Annotated in this window: 25 protein-coding genes; 7 read left to right on the forward strand and 18 right to left on the reverse strand. The window is 63.3% G+C overall.

Translation table 11 applies throughout. The features are described from left to right. The first annotated feature begins 4 nt into the window (after positions 1-4). The 6 genes from L0U81_RS32035 to L0U81_RS32060 all read left to right on the forward strand — a co-directional run bounded on the left by L0U81_RS32035 (position 5) and on the right by L0U81_RS32060 (position 4,593). Positions 5-796: a fumarylacetoacetate hydrolase family protein gene (locus L0U81_RS32035; protein ID WP_233809932.1), complete on the forward strand. Its 792-nt coding sequence runs from the start codon at positions 5-7 to the stop codon at positions 794-796. Positions 797-922: 126 nt separating this feature from the next. After that, a complete protein-coding gene (locus L0U81_RS32040) occupies positions 923-1,693 on the forward strand; it encodes an SDR family oxidoreductase (protein WP_233809934.1) in 771 nt (256 codons plus the stop codon). Positions 1,694-1,723: 30 nt separating this feature from the next. Beyond that, entirely contained in the window at positions 1,724-2,083 is a 360-nt protein-coding gene (locus L0U81_RS32045) for a nuclear transport factor 2 family protein (protein WP_233809936.1), read from the forward strand. 15 nt (positions 2,084-2,098) lie between these two features. Continuing rightward, complete coding sequence (locus L0U81_RS32050) at positions 2,099-2,848, forward strand: electron transfer flavoprotein subunit beta/FixA family protein (RefSeq protein WP_233809938.1); 750 nt, start codon at positions 2,099-2,101, stop codon at positions 2,846-2,848. Continuing rightward, positions 2,848-3,780 carry an electron transfer flavoprotein subunit alpha/FixB family protein gene (locus L0U81_RS32055; RefSeq protein WP_233809940.1) on the forward strand — a complete coding sequence of 311 codons (933 nt, stop codon included), beginning with the start codon at positions 2,848-2,850 and terminating at the stop codon, positions 3,778-3,780. Before L0U81_RS32050 ends, L0U81_RS32055 begins: the two co-directional genes overlap by 1 nt. Positions 3,781-3,840: 60 nt before the next feature. Beyond that, on the forward strand, positions 3,841-4,593 hold the full coding sequence (locus tag L0U81_RS32060) for an SDR family NAD(P)-dependent oxidoreductase (protein WP_233809942.1): 753 nt from the start codon (positions 3,841-3,843) through the stop codon (positions 4,591-4,593). A gap of 44 nt (positions 4,594-4,637) precedes the next feature. Here L0U81_RS32060 and L0U81_RS32065 read toward each other — a convergent pair whose 3' ends face one another. The 5 genes from L0U81_RS32065 to L0U81_RS32085 form a co-directional block, all read right to left on the reverse strand. Continuing rightward, a complete protein-coding gene (locus tag L0U81_RS32065; RefSeq protein ID WP_233809944.1) occupies positions 4,638-4,925 on the reverse strand; it encodes a hypothetical protein in 288 nt (95 codons plus the stop codon). A 218-nt stretch (positions 4,926-5,143) separates the two neighbouring features. Beyond that, positions 5,144-6,091 carry a dihydrodipicolinate synthase family protein gene (locus tag L0U81_RS32070; protein ID WP_233809946.1) on the reverse strand — a complete coding sequence of 316 codons (948 nt, stop codon included), beginning with the start codon at positions 6,089-6,091 and terminating at the stop codon, positions 5,144-5,146. Between the two features lie 57 nt (positions 6,092-6,148). Further along, positions 6,149-7,471 carry an MFS transporter gene (locus L0U81_RS32075; protein ID WP_233809948.1) on the reverse strand — a complete coding sequence of 441 codons (1,323 nt, stop codon included), beginning with the start codon at positions 7,469-7,471 and terminating at the stop codon, positions 6,149-6,151. Between the two features lie 100 nt (positions 7,472-7,571). Then, positions 7,572-8,510: a ribokinase gene (gene rbsK, locus L0U81_RS32080; protein ID WP_267957359.1), complete on the reverse strand. Its 939-nt coding sequence runs from the start codon at positions 8,508-8,510 to the stop codon at positions 7,572-7,574. A gap of 168 nt (positions 8,511-8,678) precedes the next feature. Further along, positions 8,679-8,825, reverse strand: coding sequence for a hypothetical protein (locus L0U81_RS32085; protein ID WP_233809952.1), 147 nt, complete (start codon positions 8,823-8,825; stop codon positions 8,679-8,681). On the opposite strand from L0U81_RS32085, the gene L0U81_RS32090 reads away from it, so the two are divergent. Beyond that, complete coding sequence (locus tag L0U81_RS32090; protein ID WP_233809954.1) at positions 8,824-9,903, forward strand: LacI family DNA-binding transcriptional regulator; 1,080 nt, start codon at positions 8,824-8,826, stop codon at positions 9,901-9,903. The two genes, L0U81_RS32085 and L0U81_RS32090, sit on opposite strands and share 2 nt — an antisense overlap. An 81-nt stretch (positions 9,904-9,984) precedes the next feature. Here the strand turns inward: L0U81_RS32090 and L0U81_RS32095 are convergent, their stop codons facing one another. The 13 genes from L0U81_RS32095 to L0U81_RS32155 form a co-directional block, all read right to left on the reverse strand. Beyond that, positions 9,985-10,605 (reverse strand): nucleotidyltransferase domain-containing protein, encoded by a 621-nt coding sequence (locus tag L0U81_RS32095; protein WP_233809956.1) that lies wholly within the window; start codon positions 10,603-10,605, stop codon positions 9,985-9,987. 53 nt (positions 10,606-10,658) lie between these two features. Further along, the gene (locus L0U81_RS32100) at positions 10,659-11,183 is read right to left on the reverse strand and encodes a GNAT family N-acetyltransferase (RefSeq protein ID WP_233809958.1); all 525 of its coding nucleotides are present in this window, start codon (positions 11,181-11,183) and stop codon (positions 10,659-10,661) included. Between the two features lie 112 nt (positions 11,184-11,295). Beyond that, on the reverse strand, positions 11,296-11,685 hold the full coding sequence (locus L0U81_RS32105) for a VOC family protein (protein WP_267957416.1): 390 nt from the start codon (positions 11,683-11,685) through the stop codon (positions 11,296-11,298). 86 nt (positions 11,686-11,771) lie between these two features. Further along, entirely contained in the window at positions 11,772-12,248 is a 477-nt protein-coding gene (locus L0U81_RS32110; protein WP_233810111.1) for a GNAT family N-acetyltransferase, read from the reverse strand. Between the two features lie 129 nt (positions 12,249-12,377). Further along, positions 12,378-15,539 carry a multidrug efflux RND transporter permease subunit gene (locus tag L0U81_RS32115; protein WP_233809960.1) on the reverse strand — a complete coding sequence of 1,054 codons (3,162 nt, stop codon included), beginning with the start codon at positions 15,537-15,539 and terminating at the stop codon, positions 12,378-12,380. A gap of 45 nt (positions 15,540-15,584) precedes the next feature. Further along, entirely contained in the window at positions 15,585-17,228 is a 1,644-nt protein-coding gene (locus L0U81_RS32120) for an ABC transporter ATP-binding protein (protein WP_233809962.1), read from the reverse strand. Next, positions 17,225-18,334, reverse strand: coding sequence for an ABC transporter permease (locus L0U81_RS32125; RefSeq protein WP_233809964.1), 1,110 nt, complete (start codon positions 18,332-18,334; stop codon positions 17,225-17,227). The genes L0U81_RS32120 and L0U81_RS32125 overlap by 4 nt, the downstream gene beginning before the upstream one ends. Continuing rightward, entirely contained in the window at positions 18,288-19,340 is a 1,053-nt protein-coding gene (locus tag L0U81_RS32130; protein ID WP_233809966.1) for a microcin C ABC transporter permease YejB, read from the reverse strand. The genes L0U81_RS32125 and L0U81_RS32130 overlap by 47 nt, the downstream gene beginning before the upstream one ends. Positions 19,341-19,348: 8 nt before the next feature. Further along, on the reverse strand, positions 19,349-21,238 hold the full coding sequence (locus L0U81_RS32135) for an extracellular solute-binding protein (protein WP_442793478.1): 1,890 nt from the start codon (positions 21,236-21,238) through the stop codon (positions 19,349-19,351). A 91-nt stretch (positions 21,239-21,329) separates the two neighbouring features. After that, positions 21,330-22,526 (reverse strand): tetratricopeptide repeat protein, encoded by a 1,197-nt coding sequence (locus L0U81_RS32140; protein ID WP_233809968.1) that lies wholly within the window; start codon positions 22,524-22,526, stop codon positions 21,330-21,332. 10 nt (positions 22,527-22,536) lie between these two features. After that, positions 22,537-22,968 carry an ExbD/TolR family protein gene (locus L0U81_RS32145; protein WP_233809970.1) on the reverse strand — a complete coding sequence of 144 codons (432 nt, stop codon included), beginning with the start codon at positions 22,966-22,968 and terminating at the stop codon, positions 22,537-22,539. Between the two features lie 9 nt (positions 22,969-22,977). Beyond that, on the reverse strand, positions 22,978-23,403 hold the full coding sequence (locus tag L0U81_RS32150) for an ExbD/TolR family protein (protein WP_233809973.1): 426 nt from the start codon (positions 23,401-23,403) through the stop codon (positions 22,978-22,980). Between the two features lie 31 nt (positions 23,404-23,434). Continuing rightward, entirely contained in the window at positions 23,435-24,334 is a 900-nt protein-coding gene (locus tag L0U81_RS32155) for a MotA/TolQ/ExbB proton channel family protein (RefSeq protein ID WP_233809975.1), read from the reverse strand. Between the last annotated feature and the right edge of the window lie 73 nt (positions 24,335-24,407).

A 24,407-nucleotide genomic window follows, 5' to 3' on the forward strand; every position in this document is an offset into this window, starting at 1 on the left:
GAACATGGACGCTACCCAAACCGCCCAACTTGGCGACGAACTGTTCGAGGCCTTGTGTGGCCGCAAAACCGTGCCGCCGCTGACGAGCCGCCATCCGGACATCACGATTGAAGATGCGTACGCCATCTCGCTGCACATGTTGCGTCGACGCGAGGCCGATGGCGAACGCGTGATCGGCAAGAAGATCGGCGTGACCTCGAAGGCGGTGCAGGACATGCTAGGCGTGTACCAGCCCGACTTCGGATTTCTGACGAACGTCATGCAGTTCGAGGACGGCGCAACCGTGTCGCTCGCCGGAGCGAAGATGATCCAGCCTCGCGCCGAGGGCGAGATCGCCTTCATGTTGAAGACCGACCTGTACGGCCCGGGCGTTACTCGCGAAGATGTACTGGCCGCCACGGCCTGGGTGGCGCCCTGCTTCGAGATCGTCGACTCGCGCATCCAGGACTGGAAGATCAGGATTCAGGACACGGTGGCCGACAACGCCTCTTGCGGTGTCTTTGTCATTGGCGGGCAGCATGTCGATCCGCATGCGCTCGATCTGGCGTCTGTCTCGATGCAGATGTGGAAAAACGGCGCGCCTGCCGGCAGCGGCGTGGGCGCGGCCGTGCAGGGTCACCCCGCCGAGGCGGTCGCATGGCTGGCCAACACCCTCGGCGCCTTCGGCATTCCGTTCAAAGCCGGCGAACTGATCCTCTCCGGTTCGCTGGCACCACTGGTGCCCGTCGCGGCGGGAGACCGCTTTGCGATGCGAATCGACGGCATGGGTGAGTGCTCCATCACCTTCTCGCCGTAAAGCGCCTGCACGCCGAACGCAATTCTGCATAGACGGCATCGTCCGTTTGGCCGTTACGACATCGGACCGTTTCAGGTTCGATGCAAGCTTCTCCATACCTACTGACTTCTTTGAGGGATGTTTATCATGCCGACCACTCTCGTCACCGGTTCCGCCTCCGGTATCGGTGCCGCCTCCGCCCAGGCACTGAAGGCCGCCGGCCATCAGATCATTGGCGTCGATCTGCACAATGCCGACATCGTTGGCGATCTGTCCACGGCCGAGGGCCGCGCACAGATCATCGATCGAGTACTGACGCGCTGCGATGGCAAGCTCGACGGCCTCGTCCTATGTGCGGGTCTCGGTCCTCAGGCGCCGGCCTCGCGGATCGTCTCGGTCAACTATTTCGGCGCAGTCGAACTGCTGGACAAACTGCTGCCGAGTCTGCGCCACGGCGAACAGTCCGCAGCGGTCGTCATCTCGTCGATAGAGTCAGCGATGCTTCCCTGGGACCAGAATCCCATCGGCGCAACCCTGGAATCCGGAGATGAGGCCAAAGCCCATGAGATCGTCATGGGAGCGGCCGCGGAAGGCGGATACCTTGCCTATGCCGGCTCGAAGAATGCGCTCACCGTGGCGGTACGCAAACGCGTTGCTGCGTGGGGGCAAGCTGGCGTGCGTCTGAATACGGTCGCGCCGGGTGTCACCGACACACCGCTTTTGCAGCAGGCTCTCGACGACCCGCGCTACGGCGACGGTATCCGCAACCTCACGGCACCGCTGGGCCGCCGCGCCGTGCCCGACGAAATCGCCCCGGTGGTGGCTTTCCTGATGAGCACGGCAGCAAGGTATGTGCACGGCGCGCAGTTCGTCGTGGATGGCGGCATCGACGCCGCTTTCCGCCCAACCCAGTTTTGAACCCGAGGAGAAACCATGTTGGCACCTGAAATGATCGAAGCGACCGTGCACGAGTACGTGCGCGCGCTCAATGCAAGTGATGTCGATGCGATCCTCGCGCTTTTCGCCGCCGACGCGGTGGTGGAGGACCCGATCGGCAGCGACCCACGGCGTGGGATGGGGCCGATTCGCGACCTGTATGCGGGTGCGGTCATGGCCAAGGTCCAACTGGCACTGGACGGGCCGATTCGGGTAGCGGCCAGACAGGCAGCCTTTGCATTCACCGTATCGGTCGAGGCCGACGGCCAGAAGACCAAAATCCAGCCGATTGACGTGTTCCACTTCAACGAAGAAGGGAAGATCGCGCACATGCAGGCATTTTTCGGCCCGCGCAATTTCATCCCCGCGTAAGGTGACGGCGTCGCCATGAAGATTCTCGTCACCGTCAAACGCGTGCTGGACCCCAACACTCACGTGCGCGTCAAATCCGATGGCAGCGGCATCGATTTCGCCAGCGTCAAGATGGCGATGAATCCCTTCGACGAGATCGGCGTCGAAGAAGCCGTCCGCCTGAAGGAAGCCGGGCTCGCAACCGAAGTGATTGCCGTCAGTTGCGGAAAGGCAGCTTGCCAGGACGTGCTGCGCACCGCCATGGCAATCGGTGCGGATCGCGGCATCCTGATCGAAGCCGAAGGCGAGTTGCAACCGCTCGCCGTCGCCAAGCTGCTCAAGGCCGTCACCCACAGGGAACAGCCCGGCCTCGTGATCCTGGGCAAGCAGGCCGTCGACGACGACTCCAACCAGACTGGGCAGATGCTCGCCGCCCTGTTGGGCTGGTCTCAGGCGACCTTTGCCTCCAGGCTCGAACTTGCAGGTGAGCACGCCGTGGTCACGCGCGAAATCGACGGTGGTCTCGAGACCGTCGAAACCACGCTGCCCGCCGTCGTCACGACCGACCTGCGCCTGAACGAGCCGCGTTACACGACGCTGCCGAACATCATGAAGGCGAAGAAGAAGCGGCTCGACATACTGAGGCCCGCCGACCTCGGCGTCGATATCGCACCACGCCTGAGCACGCTGAAGATCACCGAACCGGCCGCGCGCAAGGCCGGTACGAAAGTGGGCGACGTCGCCGAATTGATCGCACGACTCAAGAACGAAGCGAAGGTGATCTGATGTCGATCCTCGTTATTGCCGAACACGACAACGCGAGCCTCAAGACTGTCACGCACAACACGGTGACGGCCGCGACCGGGCTTGGCGCCGATATCCACGTACTGGTTGCCGGCCACGACTGCGGCGCGGTCGCCGCCGCGGCGTCGAGTCTCGCCGGCGTGAGCGCCGTCAAGCTCGCCGACGCAACCCACTACGCCGACCAGAACGCGGAGAACCTTGCCGCGCTGATCGTCGCGCACGCTTCCGGCTACACGCACATCCTCGCGCCCGCTACCAGCACCGGCAAGAGCACGATGCCGCGAGTCGCCGCGCTGCTCGATGTGGCGCAGATCTCCGACATCGTCGCCGTCGAGGCGCCGGATACCTTCGTGCGGCCCATCTACGCCGGCAACGCGCTCGCAACCGTGAAGTCGGCCGATGCAACCCGAGTCCTCACCGTGCGCCCCACCGCGTTCGACGCTTGCGCGACGGGAGGCAGCGCGCCAATTTCGCCCATCGCGCCGGGCCCGGACACCGGCTTGTCGAAAACCATCGGCCGCCAGCTCAGTGTTTCGACACGACCCGAACTGGCCGCGGCAACGACCATCGTTTCCGGCGGCCGGGGGCTCGGTTCCGGCGAGCGCTACCGCGATGTGCTGGAACCTCTGGCCGACCGGCTTGGCGCGGCGCTCGGCGCGTCGCGCGCGGCGGTCGATGCGGGCTTTGCGCCCAACGACTACCAGGTCGGCCAGACCGGCAAGATCGTCGCGCCGCAACTGTACTTCGCGGTCGGCATTTCGGGCGCCATCCAGCATCTGGCCGGCATGAAGGATTCCCAGGTCATCGTCGCCATCAACAAGGATCCCGAGGCACCGATCTTTCAGGTGGCGGACTACGGTCTCGTCGGCGACCTGTTCACTGTTGTACCCGAGATAGTCGACCAACTCGGTTAGCGGCCGATCATCCCACCCGTCGCGGGCAACCAACGTCCCGCTGATCCATAGGAGAACTTGATGAATCGATTTGACAGTAAGTGCGCCCTCGTCACGGGAGCCGCATCCGGCATTGGCCGGGCCACCGTCGAGCGGCTCGCGCGCGAAGGCGCCCGCGTACTCGCCGCCGACGTCAACGAGAAGCTGTTGCTGCAGGAGGTAGGCAAGCTCGTCGACGCAGGCCTCACAGTGAAGGCACACGTCCTCGACGTCAGCGATGCCAGCGCCTGCCGCGCCGCGGTTGCCGCGGCAGTCGAGACCTTCGGCCAACTCGACATCCTCTGCAACATCGCCGGCACGCTGCTGATGTCCAGTTTCCTCGACATCAAGGAAACGGACTGGGCGCGCGTCATGGGCATCAACGTGGGCGGCGTCTTCCACCTCTGCCACGCGGCCATGCCGCATCTGCTGAAGACCAAAGGCAACATCGTCAACATCGCCTCCACGGCCGGCATCACCAGCGCGCCGTATGCCGCTGTCTATTCGGCGAGCAAGGCCGCCGTCGTCGGCCTCACGAAAGCGCTCGCCGTCGAATTCGCCGGTACCGGCGTGCGCGTCAATGCGGTGGCGCCGGGCCAGGTCAACACGCCGATGGCCGCCTCAGCCCCGCCACTCGACGTCGACATGACCGTCCTGCTGCGCATCACGCCGCTGATGCAGCCGGCCGCAGCCCCCGAGGAAATCGCGGGCGCAGTCGCTTATCTCGCGTCGTCGGAAGCGCGTTTCGCAACCGGATCGGTGCTGGTGATGGACGGTGGACAGACTGCCATCTGATATAGGTGCGGGTGTGCCGGAATCCTCGTCAGCACCCGCTACCTTTAGATGAAGTAACCAAGGGCGAATAGCAATGCGCCGCCCGCAAGACCACCAGCGAACGCACAAACGTCCTCTCCCGCGAACCGGATCCGGCGTCCAAGGATATGCGCCAGCCAACCGCAAACGCCGGTCAGCCCCAAGGTGACGAGCACCCCGCAAAACATCAGCAAGGTAACTCGGGGCAGCGCTTCGAGCCCGGACGAATAGACGCCGATCAGCAAAGCCAGGCCCACAAGCCCGATCAGTGACAGGCCCTTGTACAGCGCAGATCCTTCGTGCAGTCGATCCATCGCTCCTCCTTCTGCCGCCGCGGGCTCGGGCGTTCGGGTGCCGGTGTTTCTCCCAATGGCGGGGCATGGAGCCACGCACTCCGGTCAAGCCTGACCGGCGAAGGGGACACGGCTAGGAGCATTACAGTTCTTCGCGCCCCGCGCAGCATCGTCCAAATGGACTAGATGCGCGTGAGCCACGACGAAGAGCGTTCGCAGGATGCGAATGTCCGCAAAACTCAAAGCGCCGCGATCCGCTCCCGGAAACGCTCGGTTCCCGCGACGATCTTGTCCAGCACTGCATCGAGCGCCCAGAACCGTTCCCGCACGTCATAGTCGATCACGCGGCAGCGAATCGAATCGAACGTGCCGATGCGCTGGTGGTACATCTTCGCGAGCGCCGGATAGCCGAGCGCTTCGGACACAGCCGCGACGACGAGAAACGTCGATAATTCTTCGGCCAGCACCGGATCTTCGGCGCTCCGGCTGCGCAGCCATTGATACAGATCGGGGTGGAAGTTCGTGAACACACCGTTGAAGCCCGCCGAGCCCGCTTTCATCGCATCCCACGCAATCGCCGCGTTCGCGTTGAGAATTTTCAGCGGCGAGCCTTGAGCCAGCGCGACACGGCGCTTCACGGTCGCGAGATCGCAGCTCACGTCTTTGAGCATCACGAAGCGGCCGGTATCGATGCAGGTTTTCAGCTCGTCATCGGTAAGCAGGCGCCGATACGGCGCCGGGCATTCATACAAGCCCAACGGCAGATCCGACGGCAGCTTCGACAACAGCCGATCAAGATTCGCGAGAAACGTCCGCGAGCCTTCGCGCAGAGGGTCGAGGTGATTCGTCACCAGCACGACGCCTTGCGCGCCCGAATCCGCCGCAACGCGCAGCTCTTCGGCCTGCGCATCGAGGTCATCGCTGATATGACCGGATGCGACGACGGGCACACGCCCCGCCACTTTCTCGACGACGAAGCGCGCCAGCGCGCCGCGCTCGGCGAGACTCAGAAACTGCATCTCGCTCGACTGCGCGACGGCGAACAGCGCGTCCGAGCCTTTCGCCAGATACCACTCGATCAATCTTTCGAGGCCCGCGTAGTCGATCGTGCCGTCGTCGTGGAACGGCGTCAGCATCACAGGCACAATGCCCTCGATCGGGCCGGTCGTTTTCGCTTTATCGATCATTGGGTTCTCCTTGAATACACAGATCTGCACGGCACGGGCGCGCTCGCCCGCTATCCGTTATACGGGAAGCCGGGCCGGCACGCTCGACGTGTCATGCTCGGGAATGGGTCGCTTGACCAGCAGCAGATAGGCCATCGCGCCGACGAACGCAATGCCCGCCGCCGTCAGCAGCGCCGGGACGAACGACGTCGCTTGCGCGATATAGCCCGTCACGATCGGCGCGAGCGCGCCACCCAGAAAGCCGCCGAAGTTCTGCATCGCGCCGAGCGACGCGATCCTGCTGGGCGGTGCCGCCGCCGTCGCCAATGCCCACGATGCAGCGGACGCCGCATTCGCCAGAAAGATCACGACGGAGATGCACGCGATCGCGATCGTATTGCTCTGAACGAGCGCGGCGGGAATCGTGAATGCGACCATGCCGAGCATCGCGATCACGACGGCATTGCGGCGGCTCACGACGGGCGAACTGCTGCGCTTCGTAATCAGATCGGAGAACCAGCCCGCGAGCAGCGCACCGACGAAGCCGCAGAGAAACGGCACGGACGCGGCGATGCCCGTGCGCGCGAGGCTCATATGGCGCTCCATCGTCAGATAGCCGGGCAGCCAGGTCAGATAAACCCAGTTCAGGTACACGGAACCGAAGAACCCGATCAGCATGCCCCACGTCGTGCCATAAGAAAACAGCGCGCGCCACTCAGCGAACGTGAGCTTGGGCGCAGGGCCGGCCGCCGGTTCGGCATCGGCTTCGAGATAGTCGCGTTCTTCGCGGCTCAACGCCTGCCTGTCCGGGTCACGATAAAGCGCGAACCAGACGACAGCCATCACGAGCCCAAGCGCGCCCGTCACGATGAACGCCCAGCGCCAGCTGAACGTGACGATCAGCACCGACAGGCACAGCGGCGCCAGCGCGCTGCCGAGCGGCGATGCCGAGTTGAAGATGCCCGTCGGCGTGCCGCGCGACTTCAGCGGAAACCAATTGCTCACGACACGCGCCGCCGACGGAAACTGCGGCGCCTCGCCGATACCCAGCACGATGCGCGCGAGCACGAAGAAGCCGAACGTCGATACGAGGCCGCCCGCGATCTGCGCGAGCGACCACACGATCAGCCCTGCGCCGAGCAGGCGGCGCGGCCCGATCCGGTCGACGAGGCCGCCTACCGGCAACTGGCACAGCGCATAGCTCCACGAGAAGGCGGACAGCAACAGTCCCATCTGCCCGAGCGAGAGACCGAGGTCTTCCCGGATCAATTGATTCGCGACCGCGAGCGTGCCGCGGTCCAGGTAGTTGACGATACCGCTCGCCATCAGCAGCGAGAGCGCGATGGTCTGCGCGCGCCGAATGCGCGGTGGAGCGGTCAGGCGTTCAGAAGTCGTGTCCACGTTTGCTGTCTCCGTCCGTTGTATGAATGCTGTGGTTGTTCACTGCCTGTTGCAATGCCATTTCACTGCTCGTTCAATGCGCGGGCTCCGACGCCCCGCATCAAGCCTGGCTGACGCTGTCTACTTCCAGTTCCGCGCGAAATGGAATCGACGTCTGCGCGCCTGCGCGCGTCACGCTCAACGCCGCCGCGCGCTGACCGAAAGCAATCGATTGCTGCATCGATGCGCCGCTTGCGCGTTCGACCGCAAAGCCGCCTGCAAAGGTGTCGCCAGCCGCCGTTGTATCGACGACGCCCACGCTCGGCGCGGCCATCTGTCCGCTGCCGTGCGCGCCCGCCCAGATCACGCCTTGTGCGCCGAGCGTCACGATCACGTTGCGCACGCCCTTGCCGAGCAGGGCGTCGGCGGCGAAGCGGGCGTACGGCACGCCGTTCACGGGAATATCGGTCAGCAGCGCGGCTTCCGTTTCGTTGACGAGCAAATAGTCGATCTGTCTGTACAGCGCGTCGTCGAGAGGCTGCGCCGGGGCGGGATTGAGCAGGACCGGCACGCCGTTACGCGCGGCGATCTCGATCGCGCGCTCGACGCTCGCAAGCGGCACTTCGAGCTGGCAGATCAGCATGTCGGCGCTCGCGATCAGGTCAGCTGCGGCATCGACATGTAGCGTGCTCAACTGGGCATTCGCACCCGGCGCAACGACGATGCTGTTCGCACCGTCGCTGCCCACCGTGATCGAGGCGATGCCGGTCGGCTGGTCCGCCATCCTATGCACGTGAGCAAGGTCGATGCGCTCGCTGTGCAACGCGTCGCACAGCGACGTGCCGAACGCATCGGTTCCGACGCAGCCGACCATCGCGACCTTCGCGCCGAGCCGCGCCGCCGCGACGGCCTGGTTCGCGCCCTTGCCGCCGTTGACGGTCTCGAAGCGCTCGCCGAGCAGCGTCTCGCCTGGCGACGGCAGACGCGGCGCGTGGACCACGAGATCCATGTTGGCGCTTCCAACAACGACGACCAAGGGTGCAGCGGCAGATGAACTCATGGTTGATGCGATGGTTTCCATTGATGGGCGGTAGTGCGCACACTGATCCCGGAATGCGTGTTAGCGCTTACATTTAACGTGGCCATCGTGACGGACTGTCATTTTCATGCCGATATTGCAGCGCAATTCATGCAATATTTCGGCCACGGATGCCGTGGACACATCGTGTTAGCGCTTACATTTTTGAACGAGTTGCGCGAAAATTGCAAGCGGGATGATGAAGGCCGAGGGTAAACGCCCGGTCTCATCGCCTGGTAAGATGGCGGCCACCCACGCCTCGCGCGGCAGTTCATCCACGACAAACGCAACGACCATGAGCAGTTCACACTCGTCCGCGACACCCGAGACGCCCGCCATCCGCACGCGCCGCAAGAGCGGGCGTGCGGTTCTCAGCGACGTGGCGCGTCTCGCGGATGTGTCGACAGCCACCGTATCGCGGGTCTACAACGAGCCCGACAAGGTCTCGCCCAGCGTGCGCGAACGCGTGCTGCAGGCGGCGACCACACTCAACTGGATTCCGAATGCGGCAGGCCGTGCGCTCGCATCGACGCGCACGCATATCGCCGGCGCGATCATTCCGACACTCGACGATGAGGTATTTGCATCGCAAGTTTCCGGCATGCAGGCGGTGTTGGCCGAGCGCGGCATCACGCTGTTTCTCGGCTGCTCGAACTACGATCCGGCGCAGGCGTTGACCCAGGTGCGGGCGATGCTGGCGCGCGGCGTCGAAGTGATTGCGATCGTCGGCGAAGCGCATCCGCCTGAACTGTTCGATGCGCTCAGACAGGCACGCGTGCCGTATGCGATCACCTACGCGTATCGCGAGGGCAGTCCGCATCACTGCATCGGCTTCGACAATCGCGCGGCGTTCATTGAGATCGCCGAGCATCTGATCGAGCTGGGGCATCGAACGTTTGCCGCCATCTTTCAACCGGGGCGCGATAACGATCGCGTTCAGGCGCGGGTGGCCGGTGTCCGGGAAGCGCTAGCGCGGCATGGGATCGCGGTGCGCCCTTCGCATATGCATGAAGGGCCGGCGACGATTGCGTTCGGGCGTCAAAGCTTGCGCGCGATCTGGCAGGGTGGGGACAAGCGCCCTACTGCGATTATTTGCGGCAACGATCAGCTGGCGATTGGCGTGCTGCTGGAAGCGGCTGAACTCGGGATCAAGGTGCCGCAGCAGTTATCGGTGACGGGTTTTGATGATGTCGCCATCGCGCAGCAGATTCATCCGTCACTCACGACGATGCGCGTCGATACCGCGAAAATCGGCCGGCGCGCAGCGCAATATCTGCTTGATGTGCTCGACGGGAAGACGAACTCGGAGTCAGGCGTCGTGCAGCCGATGTTGATGGTCCGGGAATCGACGGGGCGGGTGCGCGAGTCGGAGTGAGCGCGTGCCATCCTCATTCCTGCAGGACATGGTCGGCCGTGCGGTCGCTGCGCAGCGCCGAAAGTCAGTTATTCGATATCTCTATGCGCACCCGAATGTTACCGCGACTGCTTCCTGAATCGCCTCGAGTGGCGCGCACGGGCTGAGGGCTCGCTTGAACACCTCGCTATGGGCCGTGTCGATGTCTGCCAGAGTGCGAAGGGCTTGCTTTGGACCCAGGTACCACAGGCCGCGCACCTCCAGGTAGTTTTCAAGTAGCGAGAACAACAGCCAGTGACGCCGGTAATCACCTTCTGCATCACCCTTACCCGCACGCCTCAGCATCTTCTCGGACCAAGCCTTTCGAAACGCGATCTCAGTCATCGAAATCGCCGCTGGCCCAGCTTCATATTGTGCCTGGACGCGCGCGAGTACCTGATCGCCGAATGTGTCTTGCTGGAATAGAACTCGGCCGCCATGAATCCGAATCCAGCCAGGTTCGGCCTCGTCGTCCGTGGCGTGAACGAAAAGGTCCAGAAACATACCGTTCCATGGCGCTGCGATGCGCAGTTGGCCCCCTGTGTGACGGAACGCAATCACGTCCAGGTCACTGGTCGCATCGTAGTCCCCGCGTGCGCGCGAACCATATAGGATCGCCGTATGGCAATGGTAGGTGCTCTGAAGTTCAGCACATAGGGCTTCAAATATCTGGCTATCGGACATGACACCTATGCGTGATGATTTCCGTTGAACATTCTGACGAGAACCGCAGCCCGTTACGCATGCCGTGCCTGGCGCGGCATATCGGAAAGCAACGCCCATCGCTCATGGTCTCGCCATTCGCCATCGATGCGAAGATAACGTGGTGAAAAGCCTTCCTGTTGAAAGCCCAGCCGGCAAACGAGCGCAATCGATGCAATATTCCCCGGCTGGATGTTAGCTTCGAGCCGATGCATTCCAAGATCGTCGAATGCATAGCTGATAGCCGCGCGTAGCGCCTCAGTCATCAACCCAGTGCGGCTCGAGTTCGACATTCCGTAGTACCCGAGATAAGCGCTCTGAAAAGCACCTGCGACTATCTCATTGAGATTGACGACGCCAACCACTTTATTCGACGCCACTTCGCGGGCGACAAGACCAACGTTCGCTCCGGTGAGGCAGCGCGCGAACCAGTTATCGAAACCTGGCTGATCGGTAAAGGAAGAGACCCAAGGTAAGTGATATTCCTGACTTGCGCGGTTGGCCGCGATCAAATCGGCGGCGTCAGCACGGATCACACGGCTTAGTCGAATGACACTCATGATTTTCCATCGAGATGTAATAGGTCGCCTCGCCTGGCTTCCAAAGCACGGAAGATATCCGATTCTTGCGCAGTAAAGCGATCAGGCGCGAATCGGAGTGCACGACGCAGCGTCAGGAGGACCATGCAGAGTTTTGCAAGACGATTCGGTAGCCGTCGGGATCCTCGAATGTTCGACCTGACACGTCCCAATAAGGATTAAACGACGTCACGCTAACGAATCCATTCTCGACCAGGTGGTCACACGTCGATTGCCACTCGGCTCGGTCTGGAACGTAAAACACTAGCAAATCCTCACGCGTCGGGGTTGGCGCCACCGGGTGTCCTCGGCACTGGGTGAACTCGAAGTGATAGTCCATGCCGGGACTTCCAAGCATCACTCCGTCGAACCCCTGATGATCCTGAAACTTTGCCAAAACGTCCAGGTTGAGCGCTGCGCAATACATGTGTTCAGTGCGGGCAAGATTGCTAACGGGCCGGGCGATTCTGACATGTGTCTGCATATTGGAAACCTTTTTCAACGACGTTCAAAAGCTCTTTCGCGAGGCTGCGCTGAACGATATCGGCCTATGCGGGCGGCAGGGGCAACCTACCCTTCAACTGCGACACGCTTCGTCATCGGCGCGCAAGCCAATTCCAGTCCGCGCGAGGTACGGTACGTCGAAACCGAATCGCCCGACCAACCACAACGACGATAGAATGCCGCCGCGTTTAGCGTTGCATCGAGCCGCATTGTGGCAACGCCATGATGGCCGGCCAAAGCTTCGAGAAATTGCAGCATCTCGCGCCCAATACCGCGCCCCATATGAGACGGCCGGACGAAGATTGCATCGACTTGCCCATTTGCCACCGTGAGCATTCCTGTACCGACGACCAGTCCCTCGTCGGCAGCAACGTAGAAATCACGTTCGACAACGGCGGCCCATTTTTCCGTGGGCGTGCCATCGACCCATGCCGAAAGGGCTGCCGCCGGATAATGTTCAGCGCACGCAGCGTGCACCGAGGCTCTACGGATATCCCACGCGACGAATACGTCATCGCAAGTCGCTTTTCGTATGGTCAGCATGTCGCGCTCTTCGACTTCAATTTTTTTGTAACGCATGCTAGCGACCCCACGCACTCCGCAAAGGGAAAAGAAAAGCATCACTACGGCGTTCCGGCATTCTCCCTACTCGTTGCCCACCCACCGTGTCGCTCAAGAAGGCTCCGTCTGCTTCGCCTCCACCGTGCGCCGGCTCCACGCTGGCTCGCCCTCTGCACGACGCCGCCTTCTCATGGCCCACGTGACGACATGAAACGAGACCGGCGTAAAAATCAACCCAAACACCGTCGCGGCGATCATCCCACCGAACACGCCCGTGCCAATCGAATGCCGGCTCTCGGCGCCACCGCCCGTCGAGAATACGAGCGGCACGACGCCGACCAGAAACGCTGCCGACGTCATGACGATCGGCCGGAAGCGCATCGTGCAGGCCTCGACGATTGCATCTGCGAGACCCGCTCCGCGCGCATGCAGATCGCGCGCGAACTGCACGATCAGAATCGCATTCTTGCCCGCGAGGCCGATGACGGTCACCACGCCGATCTTGAAGTAAATATCGTTCGGCAATCCGCGCATGAACATCGCCGCGACGGCGCCGATGATGCCGAGCGGCACGACGATCAGCACCGACAGCGGAATCGTCCAGCTTTCGTAGAGCGCCGCGAGCGCCATGAACACGGCGAGCAGCGACAACGCCAGCAACTGCGGCGTTTGTTGCGCCGCCTGCGTCTCGGCGAGTGACACGTCGGCCCACTCGAACCCGATCCCTGCGGGCAATTGAGCCGCGAGACGTTCCATCTCGGCCATCGCAGCACCGGAGCTGTAGCCGCGCGCGGCGCGGCCCGTCACGTCGAGCGCCGGGTAGCCGTTATAACGCGTCAGGACGCTCGGCCCGCGCGTCCAGTGCAGCGACGCGAAGGCCGAGAACGGCACCATCCTGCCCGCCTGGTTGCGGACCGAGAGCGCGAGCAGATCGGCGTCCGTCATCCGTGTGGCAGCATCGCCTCCGACGAGCACGCGCAGCATCCGCCCTCCCGCCGGGTAGTCGGCGATATACGACGTGCCGAACGTCGCGCCGAGTACGTCGGCGATGGCATCGAACGAGACGTCCATCGCATAGGCCTTCATGCGGTCGACCTCGACCGTGACGCGCGGCGCGTCGGGCAGCGTCTCGGAGTGCACGTCGGCCAGCACGCCGCTTTGCTTCGCGAGCTCGATAAGACGCTCGCGCGCCGCGTCGAGCACCTCCTTGTCCACGCCGCCGCGGTCTTCGAGGTGGAACGTAAAGCCGTCGGAGTGGCCAAGCCCGGGCACCGATGGCGGCAACTGCGCGAACACCTCCCCGTCGAGAATCCCGGCGAATTCGCCGTTCAGCCTTTCACGCAAGGTCACCGCATCGACATCGCGACGCTCCCAGTCTTTCAGCGACACGAAGGCCATGCCGACGTTCTGCCCGCTGCCCGCGAAACTCCACCCGATCACCGACGTCACGTTTTCGACGGCTGGCTCCTTGTGCAGGATCGATTCGACGCGGCGCAGCACCGCGAAGGTCCGCTCCTGCGAAGCACCGGGCGGCAGTTGCACCATCACCTGAAGCTGCCCCTGATCTTCCGTCGGCAAGAAACCCCCGGGCATCGCCGCGTAGAGCACCGCCGCCGCCCCGATCAGCGCGAGATGCACGGCGAAGGCCAGCTTCGAGCGCCCGAGCAATCGCGCCACCCAGACGCCGTAACGACGCGTCGCCCCATCGAAGCCGGAGGCGAACTTCGCAAGCCAGCGCGCGGTGACACCGCCGCGGGAAGCGTTATGGTGCCTCGGCGGCTTGAGCAGATTCGCGCATAGTGCAGGCGCGAGCGAAAGCGCCATGAACGCCGAGACCAGAATCGCCGAGATCATCGCGATCGAGAACTGCCGGTAGATTCCGCCCACGCCGCCGCTGAAAAACGCCATCGGCAGGAAGACGGCAATCAGCACGGCCGTGACGCCGACGATCGCGCCGCCGATCTGCCGCATAGCCTTGCGCGTCGCTTCGCGCGGCGCCAGTCCCTCGTCGCGCATGATCCGTTCGACGTTTTCGACGACGACGATCGCATCATCGACGAGGATGCCGATCGCAAGCACGAGCCCGAATAGCGTGAAGACGTTGATCGAGAGGCCGAACGCGTGCATGGCGAGGAACGCACCCATCAGCGTGACGGGAATCACGACGGTCGGCACGAGCGCGTAGCGCAGCTCGCGCAGGAACAGCCACATCACGCAGAAGACGAGGACGATCGCCTCGCAGAGCGTCAGGACGACCTCCCTGATGGCGATGTTGACGAAGTGCGCGCCGTCGTAGGGAATCCGCACGTCGATGCCAGCGGGCAGCGTCTTCGACAACGCGTCGATGCGCGCGCGGATCGCGTTCGAAGTGGCGAGCGCGTTGCCGAGCGGCCCGAGCTGGATGCCAACCGTCGCGGCCGACTGCCCGTTCAGGCGTGACCAGAAGGTATAGCTGTCGCGCCCGACCTCGACGCGGGCCACGTCGCCGAGCCGCACCACAGCCCCGTCCGGCTCCGCCTTCAGCACGATCGCGGCAAACTCGGCCGGCGTGCGCAACTGCCCATGCACGTTGACGGACGCCGTCAGCCCCTGACCGGCCGCGGCTGGCGCGTCGCCGATCGAGCCCGCCGTGACGGTCGAATTCTGAGCACGGATTGCGGCACTGACGTCGGCGGGCGACAGGCTGTATTCGCGCAGCTTCACCGGATCGAGCCAGATACGCATCGCCTCGTCGGCGTCCCACAGTTCGGCCGAGCCGACGCCGGGCGTGCGTTTCAGTTCGCGCAGCAGATAACGGTTCAGATAGTCACTCAATGCCGTGGAATTGCGTGTGCCGTCGGTCGACACGAGCGTGACGAGCATGAGGAACGTATTCGTCGCCTTGAAGACGCTGATGCCCTGCTGGACGACCTGCTGCGGCAAACGCGGTTCGATCTGCTTCAGGCGGTTCTGCACGTCGACCATGGCCAGGTCGGGATTCGTGCCGGGCGTGAACAAGACATCGATCTCGAGCTCGCCGAGCCCGTCGCTCGTCGTCTCGTAGTACGCGAGCCCGTCTGCGCCGTCGAGGCTCTGCTCGATCAGGCTCGCGACGTCGTTGTCGACCTGCTCGGCTGTCGCGCCGGGATAGGTCGCCGAGATGACGACGCGCGGCGGCGCAAGGCGCGGATACTGCGAGATCGGCAGCATCGGGAGCGCCAGCGCGCCAGCCAGAGCGACGGCGAACGCGACGATCCAGGCGAATACGGGACGATCGATGAAAAACGACGGCAAGTGTTCACCTCAGTCGTTGTGCCGAACGAAGCCAACGCGCCTCGATCATGCGAGCTCCTCACGGGCACCGGTTTGCGTGACTTGCATCGACGCGGCGAGCAGCGCCTGGGTATAGGGATGCGCGGGCGTACGCAACACGTCCAGCGCGTCGCCGGCCTCCACGATCCGTCCGGCTTTCATGACGACCACGCGGTGCGCCATCGCACGCATCACGGCCAGATCATGCGTGATGAAAAGGTAGCTGAGCCCATACTTTTTCTGCAAACGCGTCAACAGTCCGAGCACTTGCTGCTGCACCGATACGTCCAGCGCACTCGTCGGTTCATCGAGTACGATCAATTCGGGCTCTACGGCAAGCGCGCGCGCAATCGCAATCCGCTGCCGCTGGCCGCCTGAGAATTCGTGCGGATAACGCAGCAGCACGTCGGCGGGCAGGCCGACCTCCTGGAGCAGCTCGACGATACGCGCCCGGCGTTCTTGTGCATCGAGATGGGGACGGTGAACCCGCAACCCCTCGCCGACGATCTGCTCGATCGTCATGCGCGGCGAAAGCGAGCCGAACGGATCCTGGAACACGACCTGCATGCACGCGCACAGTGCGCGCCATGCGTTGCCCGACGATCGGTATTCGCGCAGCGACTTGCCGGCAACCTTGACGTCGCCGGCTGCGGCCCGTTGCAAGCCGAGAACCGTCGAGGCGAGCGTCGACTTGCCGGAACCCGATTCGCCGACGACGCCGAGCGTCTCGCCGCGGCGCAGCGTGAGGTCAACGTCGTGCAGCGCGCGGAACGTTGTCCTGCCGACCAACGATCGCCAGCCTTTCGCGGTAGTTCGATAGTCGACCGCGAGCCCCTCGATCGACAGCACGTTCGCGGCATCGTCGGGCACGGTCTCGATTGCGCGACGCGGCTCACTGTTGAGCAATCGCTTCGTATACGGATGCTGCGGATTCGCGAAGAGCGCCTCCGTCGTATTCGTTTCGACGAGCACGCCCTTCTCCATGACGGCGACGCGCTGCGCGAACCGTCGCACGAGATTCAGATCATGCGTGATCAACAGCACGGCCATGCCGCGCTCCTCGGCCTCCTGTTCTTGCAGCCCGATCAGCAGGTCGACGATCTGTTGGCGCACTGTCACGTCGAGCGCCGTGGTCGGCTCATCGGCCAGCAGCAGCCGTGGGCGGCAGGCGAGCGCCATCGCGATCATCGCGCGCTGGCGCTGGCCGCCCGAGAGCTGATGCGGGTAGCTGTCGATGCGGCGTTCGGGCTCCGGAATGCCCGTACGGCGCAGCAACTCGATGCCGCGCTCGCGCGCCGCGTTCGGGCGCAGCCCCTCGTGCAGCCGCAGGCTCTCCGCGATCTGCTGGCCCACCGTATAGAGCGGATTGAGCGCCGTCATCGGCTCCTGGAACACCATCGCGATATCGGCACCGCGTACGCCGCGCATCTGCTGTTCGCTCTTCGTCAGCAGGTCCTCTCCATCGAAGACGATGCGGCCCGTGTGCGTGGCATCGCGCACGAGGCGCAGCACCGACAGCGCCGTCACGCTCTTGCCTGAGCCCGATTCGCCGACGAGCGCGACACGCTCGCCGCGGCCGACCGCAAGGTTGACGTCGAACACGCATTGCCTGTCGCCGAACGAGACGCAGAACTCTTCGATGCTGAGCAGCGGTTTGCAGTTATCGCTCATTGGCCACCTCCGAACGCCGAGCCGCGATTGCGGGTATCGAGCGCGTTGCGCAGCGCGTCGCCCATGAACGTCAGGAGCAGCAGCGTGATGACGAGCGCGGAGAACACCGATACCGAGATCCACCAGGCGTCGAGATTGTTCTTGCCCTCCTGCAATAGTTCGCCAAGGCTCGGCGTGGGCGGCGGAACGCCGAGGCCGAGAAAATCGAGGCTCGTCAATGAAAGGATCGCGGCGCTCATGCGAAACGGCAGAAACGTGATGACCGGTGTCAGGCTGTTCGGCAATACGTGGCGCCAGATGATCTGCCAGTTCGAGAGTCCCATCGTGCGCGCGGCCCTCACATAATCGAGCGAGCGGTTGCGCAGGAACTCGGCGCGCACGTAATCGGATAACAGGAGCCAGCCGAACATAGACAGCAGGATGAACAGCAGCCAAAGTGTCGGCTCGAAGATCGAGGCGAAGATGATGAGCAGATACAGGTCCGGCATCGACGACCAGATCTCGATCAGGCGCTGGCCGATGAGGTCGGTCCGTCCACCGTAGAAGCCCTGCAGCGCACCCGTCAACACGCCAAAGAACACGCCTGACAATGTCAGCGCGAACGCCATCAGCACCGACACACGAAAGCCGTAGAGCAGCCGCGCGAGCACGTCGCGCCCGAACTGATCGGTTCCGAGCCAGTTCGCGGCGTTGGGCGGGGCCGGGAACGGCCGCTCGGCGAAATAGTCGATCGTGTCGTAGTAGTTGTGGTTCGGCGCATAGACCGCGAAATTCCCGTTTGACTCCAGCCGGGAGCGGATATACGGATCGAGATAGTTCGTCTTCGCGGGGAAATCACCGCCGAACTGCGTCTCCGGATACTCCTTCACGATCGGGAAGTAGTAGTGTCCGTCGTAGCGCACGATGAGGGGCTTGTCGTTGGCGATCAGTTCGCCGGCAAGACTCACCACAAACAGCGCCACGAATACGATCAGACTCCAGTAGCCGAGCTTCTGGCCTTTGAAGCGCAGCCAGGTGCGCCGCCACGGCGAGACCGGCGCGGCTGGCGCCGCGTGCGCCTTAGCGGTCCACGCTGTCGAATTGGATACGGGGGTCGACGATGACATAGCAGACGTCAGCAATGAGTTTGGTTAAAAGGCCGATCAAGGTGAAAAGAAACAGCGAGCCGAGCACCACGGGGTAGTCACGGCGAATCACCGAGTCGTATGAGAGCTGACCCATGCCGTCGAGCGAGAACAGCGTCTCGATCAGCAGGTTGCCGTTCAGGAACGCGCCGACGAAGGCAGCGGGCAGGCCCGTCAACAGCGGAATGGCAGCGTTGCGCAGCACGTGCTTCCACAACACGTCCCGCTCGGGCGCGCCCTTGGCGCGCGCCGTCAGTACGTATTGCCGACCGATCTCTTCGAGGAACGTGTTTTTCGTCAGTATCGTCACGATCGCAAAGTTGCCGACGACGGACGCCGTCACGGGCAGCACCATGTGCCAGACGTAATCGAGCACCTTGCCCGCGGCGGACAAATCGGAGAAGTCATCGGATGTGAGCCCGCGCATCGGAAAGAGCTGCCAGAACGTGCCGCCGCCGAACAGCATCAGCAACAACACGCCGAGCACGAACCCCGGAATCGCGTAGCCGACGAGGACGAGGACGCTCGTCACCGCATCGAAGCGCGAGCCGTTACGCACGGCTTTGGCGATCCCGAGCGGCACGGACACCGCGTAAGTCAGCATCACGGTCCAGAGCCCGAGCGAAATAGAGACAGGCAGCTTGCTACGGATGACCTCCCACACGCTCTTGTGCTGGAAATACGACTGGCCGAGATCGAACGTCGCGTAGCTCTTCAACATCAGCAGGTAACGCGTGAGCGGCGGCTTGTCGAAGCCAAATTGCTTCTTGATCTGCTCGATCTGCAGCGGGTCGAGGCCCTGGCTGCCGTGGTAGCCGCTGCCGCCTCCGCCGTCCGCACCGTGGCGCGACTCGCCGTGACGAAGTTGGGTAACCATCTGCTCCACCGGCCCCCCCGGTACGAACTGGGTCACGATGAAAGTCAGCGTGACAACACCGACGATCGTCGGCACCATCAATAGCAGTCGTCTGAGAATGTAGGCGAACATGACGTTCCTCAATGCACAGCGGCGGTTGTCTGCGCCTGCGGTTTTCGATACCAGTAGTTGATGACCCAGTCCTCGTACTGATAGGTGACCGGTGTCACCTTCGGGAACCCGAGGGTCGACTTGTAGCCGATCCGCGCATACGGCTCGTAGTACTGCGGCACGAGGTAGTACTCGTTGATCAGTACCCGATCGAGCGCGCGCGTGGCCGTCTCGAGGTCATCGAGCGTGTCGGCCGAGATGGCCGCGTGCACTAGCGTATCCACGGCCTTCGAGCGAATGCCCATGTAGTTTTCCGAACCGACCTCAGATGCAGCATGGCTCGTGAAACGGCGTATCAGCTCCGGCCCCGGGATCGTGACGGGCGGATAAATGAACGTCGTCATGTCGTACTCGAAGTTATCGAGCCGCTTCTGATAAAGCGCACTGTCGAGCTCGCGCATATAAGCATGGATGCCCAGCGTCTGCAGCGCCTGCGTGTAGGGGATGATGATGCGGTCCATGCCCGGCTGGTTATCGATGATCTCGATCGTCATCGGCTTGCCACTCGCATCACGCAACGCGCCGTCACGGTAGTGCCAGCCCGCGTCGGCGAGCAGTTCGCGGGCCTGCCGCAGGTTCTGCCGCAGCGAGCCGGGCGGCAGCGTATTTGGCTGCTTGACCATCGGGCCGAACACTTCGGAAGGCAACGATGCGCGGAACGGCTCGAGCAGCTTCACCTCCTTCTCGCTGGGCATGCCGGTCGCACCGAACGGGCTGTCCTGCCAGAAGCTGTTCAGCCGGCGATACTGCCCGTAGAACATCATCCGGTTCATCCACTCGTAGTCGAATGCAAGCGCGAGCGCGTGGCGAACGCGCCGGTCCTGGAATTGAGGGTTACGCGTGTTGATAATGAAGCCCTGCATTTGCGCGGGGTCTTCTTCGAATTCGCCCTTATGCAGGAACCCCGACTCGAAGTTCTTGCCGACGTATTTGCGCGCCCACTGAGTCGAACTGTATTCGACGCGCACATCCTCGTTGCCCGCCTTGAACGATTCGAGCATCGTGTACTGGTCGACATAGAGCTTGAACGTGACGCGCTCGAAGCGGAACATCCCACGCCGCGCCGGCAGGTTCGCGGCCCAATAGTTCGGGTTCCGGCGATAGGTGATCTGCTTGTCGTTCTTACGCGACTCGATCAGATAGGCTCCGCTCGCGATAGGCGGATCGACGGAAAGTTGATCGAACGGCTGGCGCTTGCCATTCGTTTGCATGCCCCACTTCGGCGAAAACACCGGCAGATCACCGGCGATCAACGGATTGGCTCTCGAGTTGTCGACGAAGTCGAAGCGCACGGTCAACCGGTCGACCACCGACGCGCGCTTGATCTGCACGAACTGCGACGAAATCAACGGGGACGCCTGCGCGCTCTTCAGCGTATCGAACGAGTATTTGACGTCCTGCGCAGTGATCGGATCGCCGTTCGAGAAACGCGCCGCCGGATTGATGTGGAACGTCGCCGAGCAATGGTCGGGTGCGAGTTCCACATCGTCGGCGATGAGCGGATATTCGGAAGCGAGTTCGTCCCAGCTGCGTTGCATCAGGGTATCGAACATCAGGTTACGGATATCCGGCGCGGCCATTCCTCGCACGATGAACGGATTCGTCGAATCGTAGCTTTGGTTATCGTTGTAGTTTTGAAAAATCAATTCGCCGGTAGTCGGCGCGTCGGGATTCGCGTAATCGAAATGCGTGAAATCCGGTGCGTATTTCGGTTCGCCGAATTGCGCAATCGCCGGCTTGGCGGCGGCCGGCAACGCGATGGTCGCGCCGGTCGTCGCGACCATCGCGGCGATCAGGGGCATGACCATCGGCGTAAGCGGCACGGGCCGCCGCAGCAAGCGGAACGTCAAAAGTTTCATTGTCGCTGTGCGTGTGCGCACGCCGGACGGAAGCCGGCGTGACATTGATCGGATCGGAGCGCAAGGTCGGGCGCGAGCCCGGCCGGTTCACCTACTTCGACGCCATGAGCGTCCACAGCCGGCCAAGGTCGGCGGAGCCGTCCGTGCCCTTGACCGCCCGGAACGCCTGAATCGCACGCGGCTTCTGTCCTGCCACGTAGTAGGCGATGCCCAAATGCAGTTGCGCCTGATCGGGATGGTCGAGGCCGCCCTTCGCGATCGCCGACTCCATCATCGCCAGCCCGTCCTTCGCGTGACCCGCGAAAACGAGGTTGAACCCCTGGTCGACGGGCGCGACGGGATTCGCCGCATCGCTGCCGGCCTGCGCGCGCTTCGCCGCGAGCGCCTGCAGGCGCTTTTCCCGCTCCGCCTGCGCATCTTTGCCGAGCACGCCAGAGGCGAAGCCCTGGTCGATGATCTGCTTCGCTTCGGCCGGCGTACCAGCGACGAGCGAAAGCTCCGTCATCTCCATGTAGTCATCCACCGAGCCGAACGCGCCGGTGACGCGCCCCAACCGGTACACGTCGACGTCAAGCTTCGGCGAGTAGCCCGGCTTCGCGCGAATCGCCGAGAAGAGGTTGTCCCAGTACGCCTGCCTCGGATGGTAAGCAACGAGCTTCTCAAGTGCGGCGCGATAGGTCGCATCGTCCTTGCTACGCTGCGCACATGCGCTCAATAGCTGCAATTGCGACTCATCGGGCACGCGGTTGGTGCGCACTTGCGCGTCGATCGTCGGCTTCAGCGCACCGACCACGCTCGCGCAGTCGTTTGACAGGTAGTACGACTGCACGAGCAGCTCCTTCATCTGCGGATCGCCGCCTCCCGCCTTCAGGTAGCGCTGCGCGACCGCGATCGCTCGCGCATAGTCGCGCTCCTGGAAGTAGATGCCAGCCAGCGTCGCGCTCACGCGTTGTTCGTCTTCGCCCTTCAGCTGCCCGGAGCCGAGCAGCGTCTGATAGGCCTGTGCGGCCGCACCCTCCTCGCCATCCGCCATCAGCGCCGCGCCACGCATTTCCTCGACCATGTAGATCTCATACGGCGTCTTGTTCGGCACGGCCGCGGCTTGCGCGATCCTGGCAAGCGCGTCCTTGTACTTGTGCGCCCGATAGAGATCCTGGGCCGCGCTGAGCGGCTTGCCGACGTCAGGACGCAGTGTGTCGGCCACGGCCGCCAGCGTTGCCGCGGTCAAGACCAGGCCGACGACAGCCGCCCACAAGGGTTGTTTGAGCCGTCGATTGACTATTCTCATCGCACCATCCTTATTGCATGTACTGCTCGTTACCGATGAGCCCAATTTTCGTGGCGCCTACGCGCTGCGCCGACGCCATGACGGCCGCCACATCCTTATAAGGCACGAGCCTGTTCGGACGCAGATGAATCTCGGCCTGCACGGGCTCGGCCGCGACGTGCGCAAGCTTTTCCTCGAGCGCCGCCTGGTCCGGCACCAACGCGCCGTTCCAGGTCGTCGTGCCGTCGAAATCGATGTCGATCTGCACGATTTCAGGCTGCGTGAGCGGCGGCGGCGGATCGCCGACCGGCAGATTCATCTTCACCGCGTGCATCTGAATCGGGATCGTGATGATCAGCATGATCAACAACACCAGCATCACGTCGATGAGCGGCGTTGTGTTGATGTCCACCATCACGTCCGGTTCGTCGCCACCGCCGCCCGAAGGAACGTTCATTCCCATATTCGCCTCCTAGCCGCCGCGCGCGGGCGGCTCAGTGATAAATGACACTTTCGCGATGCCGGCGCGTTCACAGGTCGTGATCACGCGGCCGATGAACTCGTAACGCGTGCTCTGGTCACCGCGCACATGCACCTCGGGCTGCGGCTGCATCACCGAGACGTCCTTGAGCCGCGAGAGCAGCGTCGCACTATCCACGTGCTTCTCGTTCCAGAAGAAATCGCCGTCGCGATTGACCGCGATCTCGATGCTCGTCGGTGTCGTCTGTAGCGGCTGGATCGTCTCTTTCGGCAGCTGCACCGGCACCGTATGCGTGACGACCGGGATCGTGATCAGGAAGATGATCAGCAACACCAGCATCACGTCGACGAGCGGCGTCGTATTAATGGCGGCGATAACGTCGTCGTTGTCGTCGTTTTGCCCCACGCTCATGGCCATGAAGGACCTCGCTCAGGCTGCGGATTGCCGGTTACTGGACGGTCGCGGCGGAACGCACCGCAACAGGACGAACGGAACGCTTGCCGCCGGCGAGCAGCACGGCATGGAGTTGAGCGCCGAAGGCGCGCACGCGCTCCATCACCGACTTGTTGCGGCGCACGAGGAGGTTGTAGCCGAGCACCGCCGGCACCGCGACGGCAAGACCGACGGCCGTCATGATCAGCGCTTCGCCGACGGGGCCGGCCACCTTGTCGATCGAGGCCTGGCCCGCGATGCCGATCGCGGTCAACGCGTGATAGATACCCCAGACGGTGCCGAACAGGCCGACGAACGGGGCCGTCGAACCGACCGTCGCGAGCAACGCGATGCCGTCTTGCAGACGGTTCGACACGTTCGTGATCGCACGGTCGACCGAGGCGGCGATCCACGTGTTGCGGTCGATGGCTTCGAGCAGCGCCTCGTCGTGATGTCGCTCCGCCTCGATTCCTGACTCGGCGATGAAGCGGAACGGCGACGACTCGTCAAGTTGCTGGACGCCTTCGGCGAGCGACGGCGCCGCCCACAATTGCTCGTCGGCGTGCTTCGCGCGGCGGTTGGCACGGAACTGCTCGAGGAACTTCGTGACCATGACGTACCAGCTGCCCATCGACATGGTGACGAGCACAATCAGCACGAAGCGCGCGACGAAGTCGCCGTTCTTCCATAGCGCGCCGAGGCCGTAGGGGTTCTCGACAGATTGCGTCGCCGCCGGTGCGGGCGGCGGGGCCGGCTCGCCGGCTACGGCGGCGGGCGCGTTCATCTGCGGCGCTGCTACGGCGGGCGCGGCCGCGCTTGCCTGAGCATGCGCGAGTTGCGGTACCACGAGGGTATTCACCGCGGCTGCGGCGATCAGGAGGCTGGTTGCCAGGGTGGCGATGGAACGCTTCTTCATGTTGAGCTCCAGTTCAATCGTTGAACTTAAGAAATCGGGTTAAACCGTCGGGGCAGGCTTTCGTTGCCTGCAC

It is taken from the genome of Paraburkholderia sp. HP33-1, from assembly GCF_021390595.1.
In the GTDB taxonomy this organism is placed as follows: domain Bacteria; phylum Pseudomonadota; class Gammaproteobacteria; order Burkholderiales; family Burkholderiaceae; genus Paraburkholderia.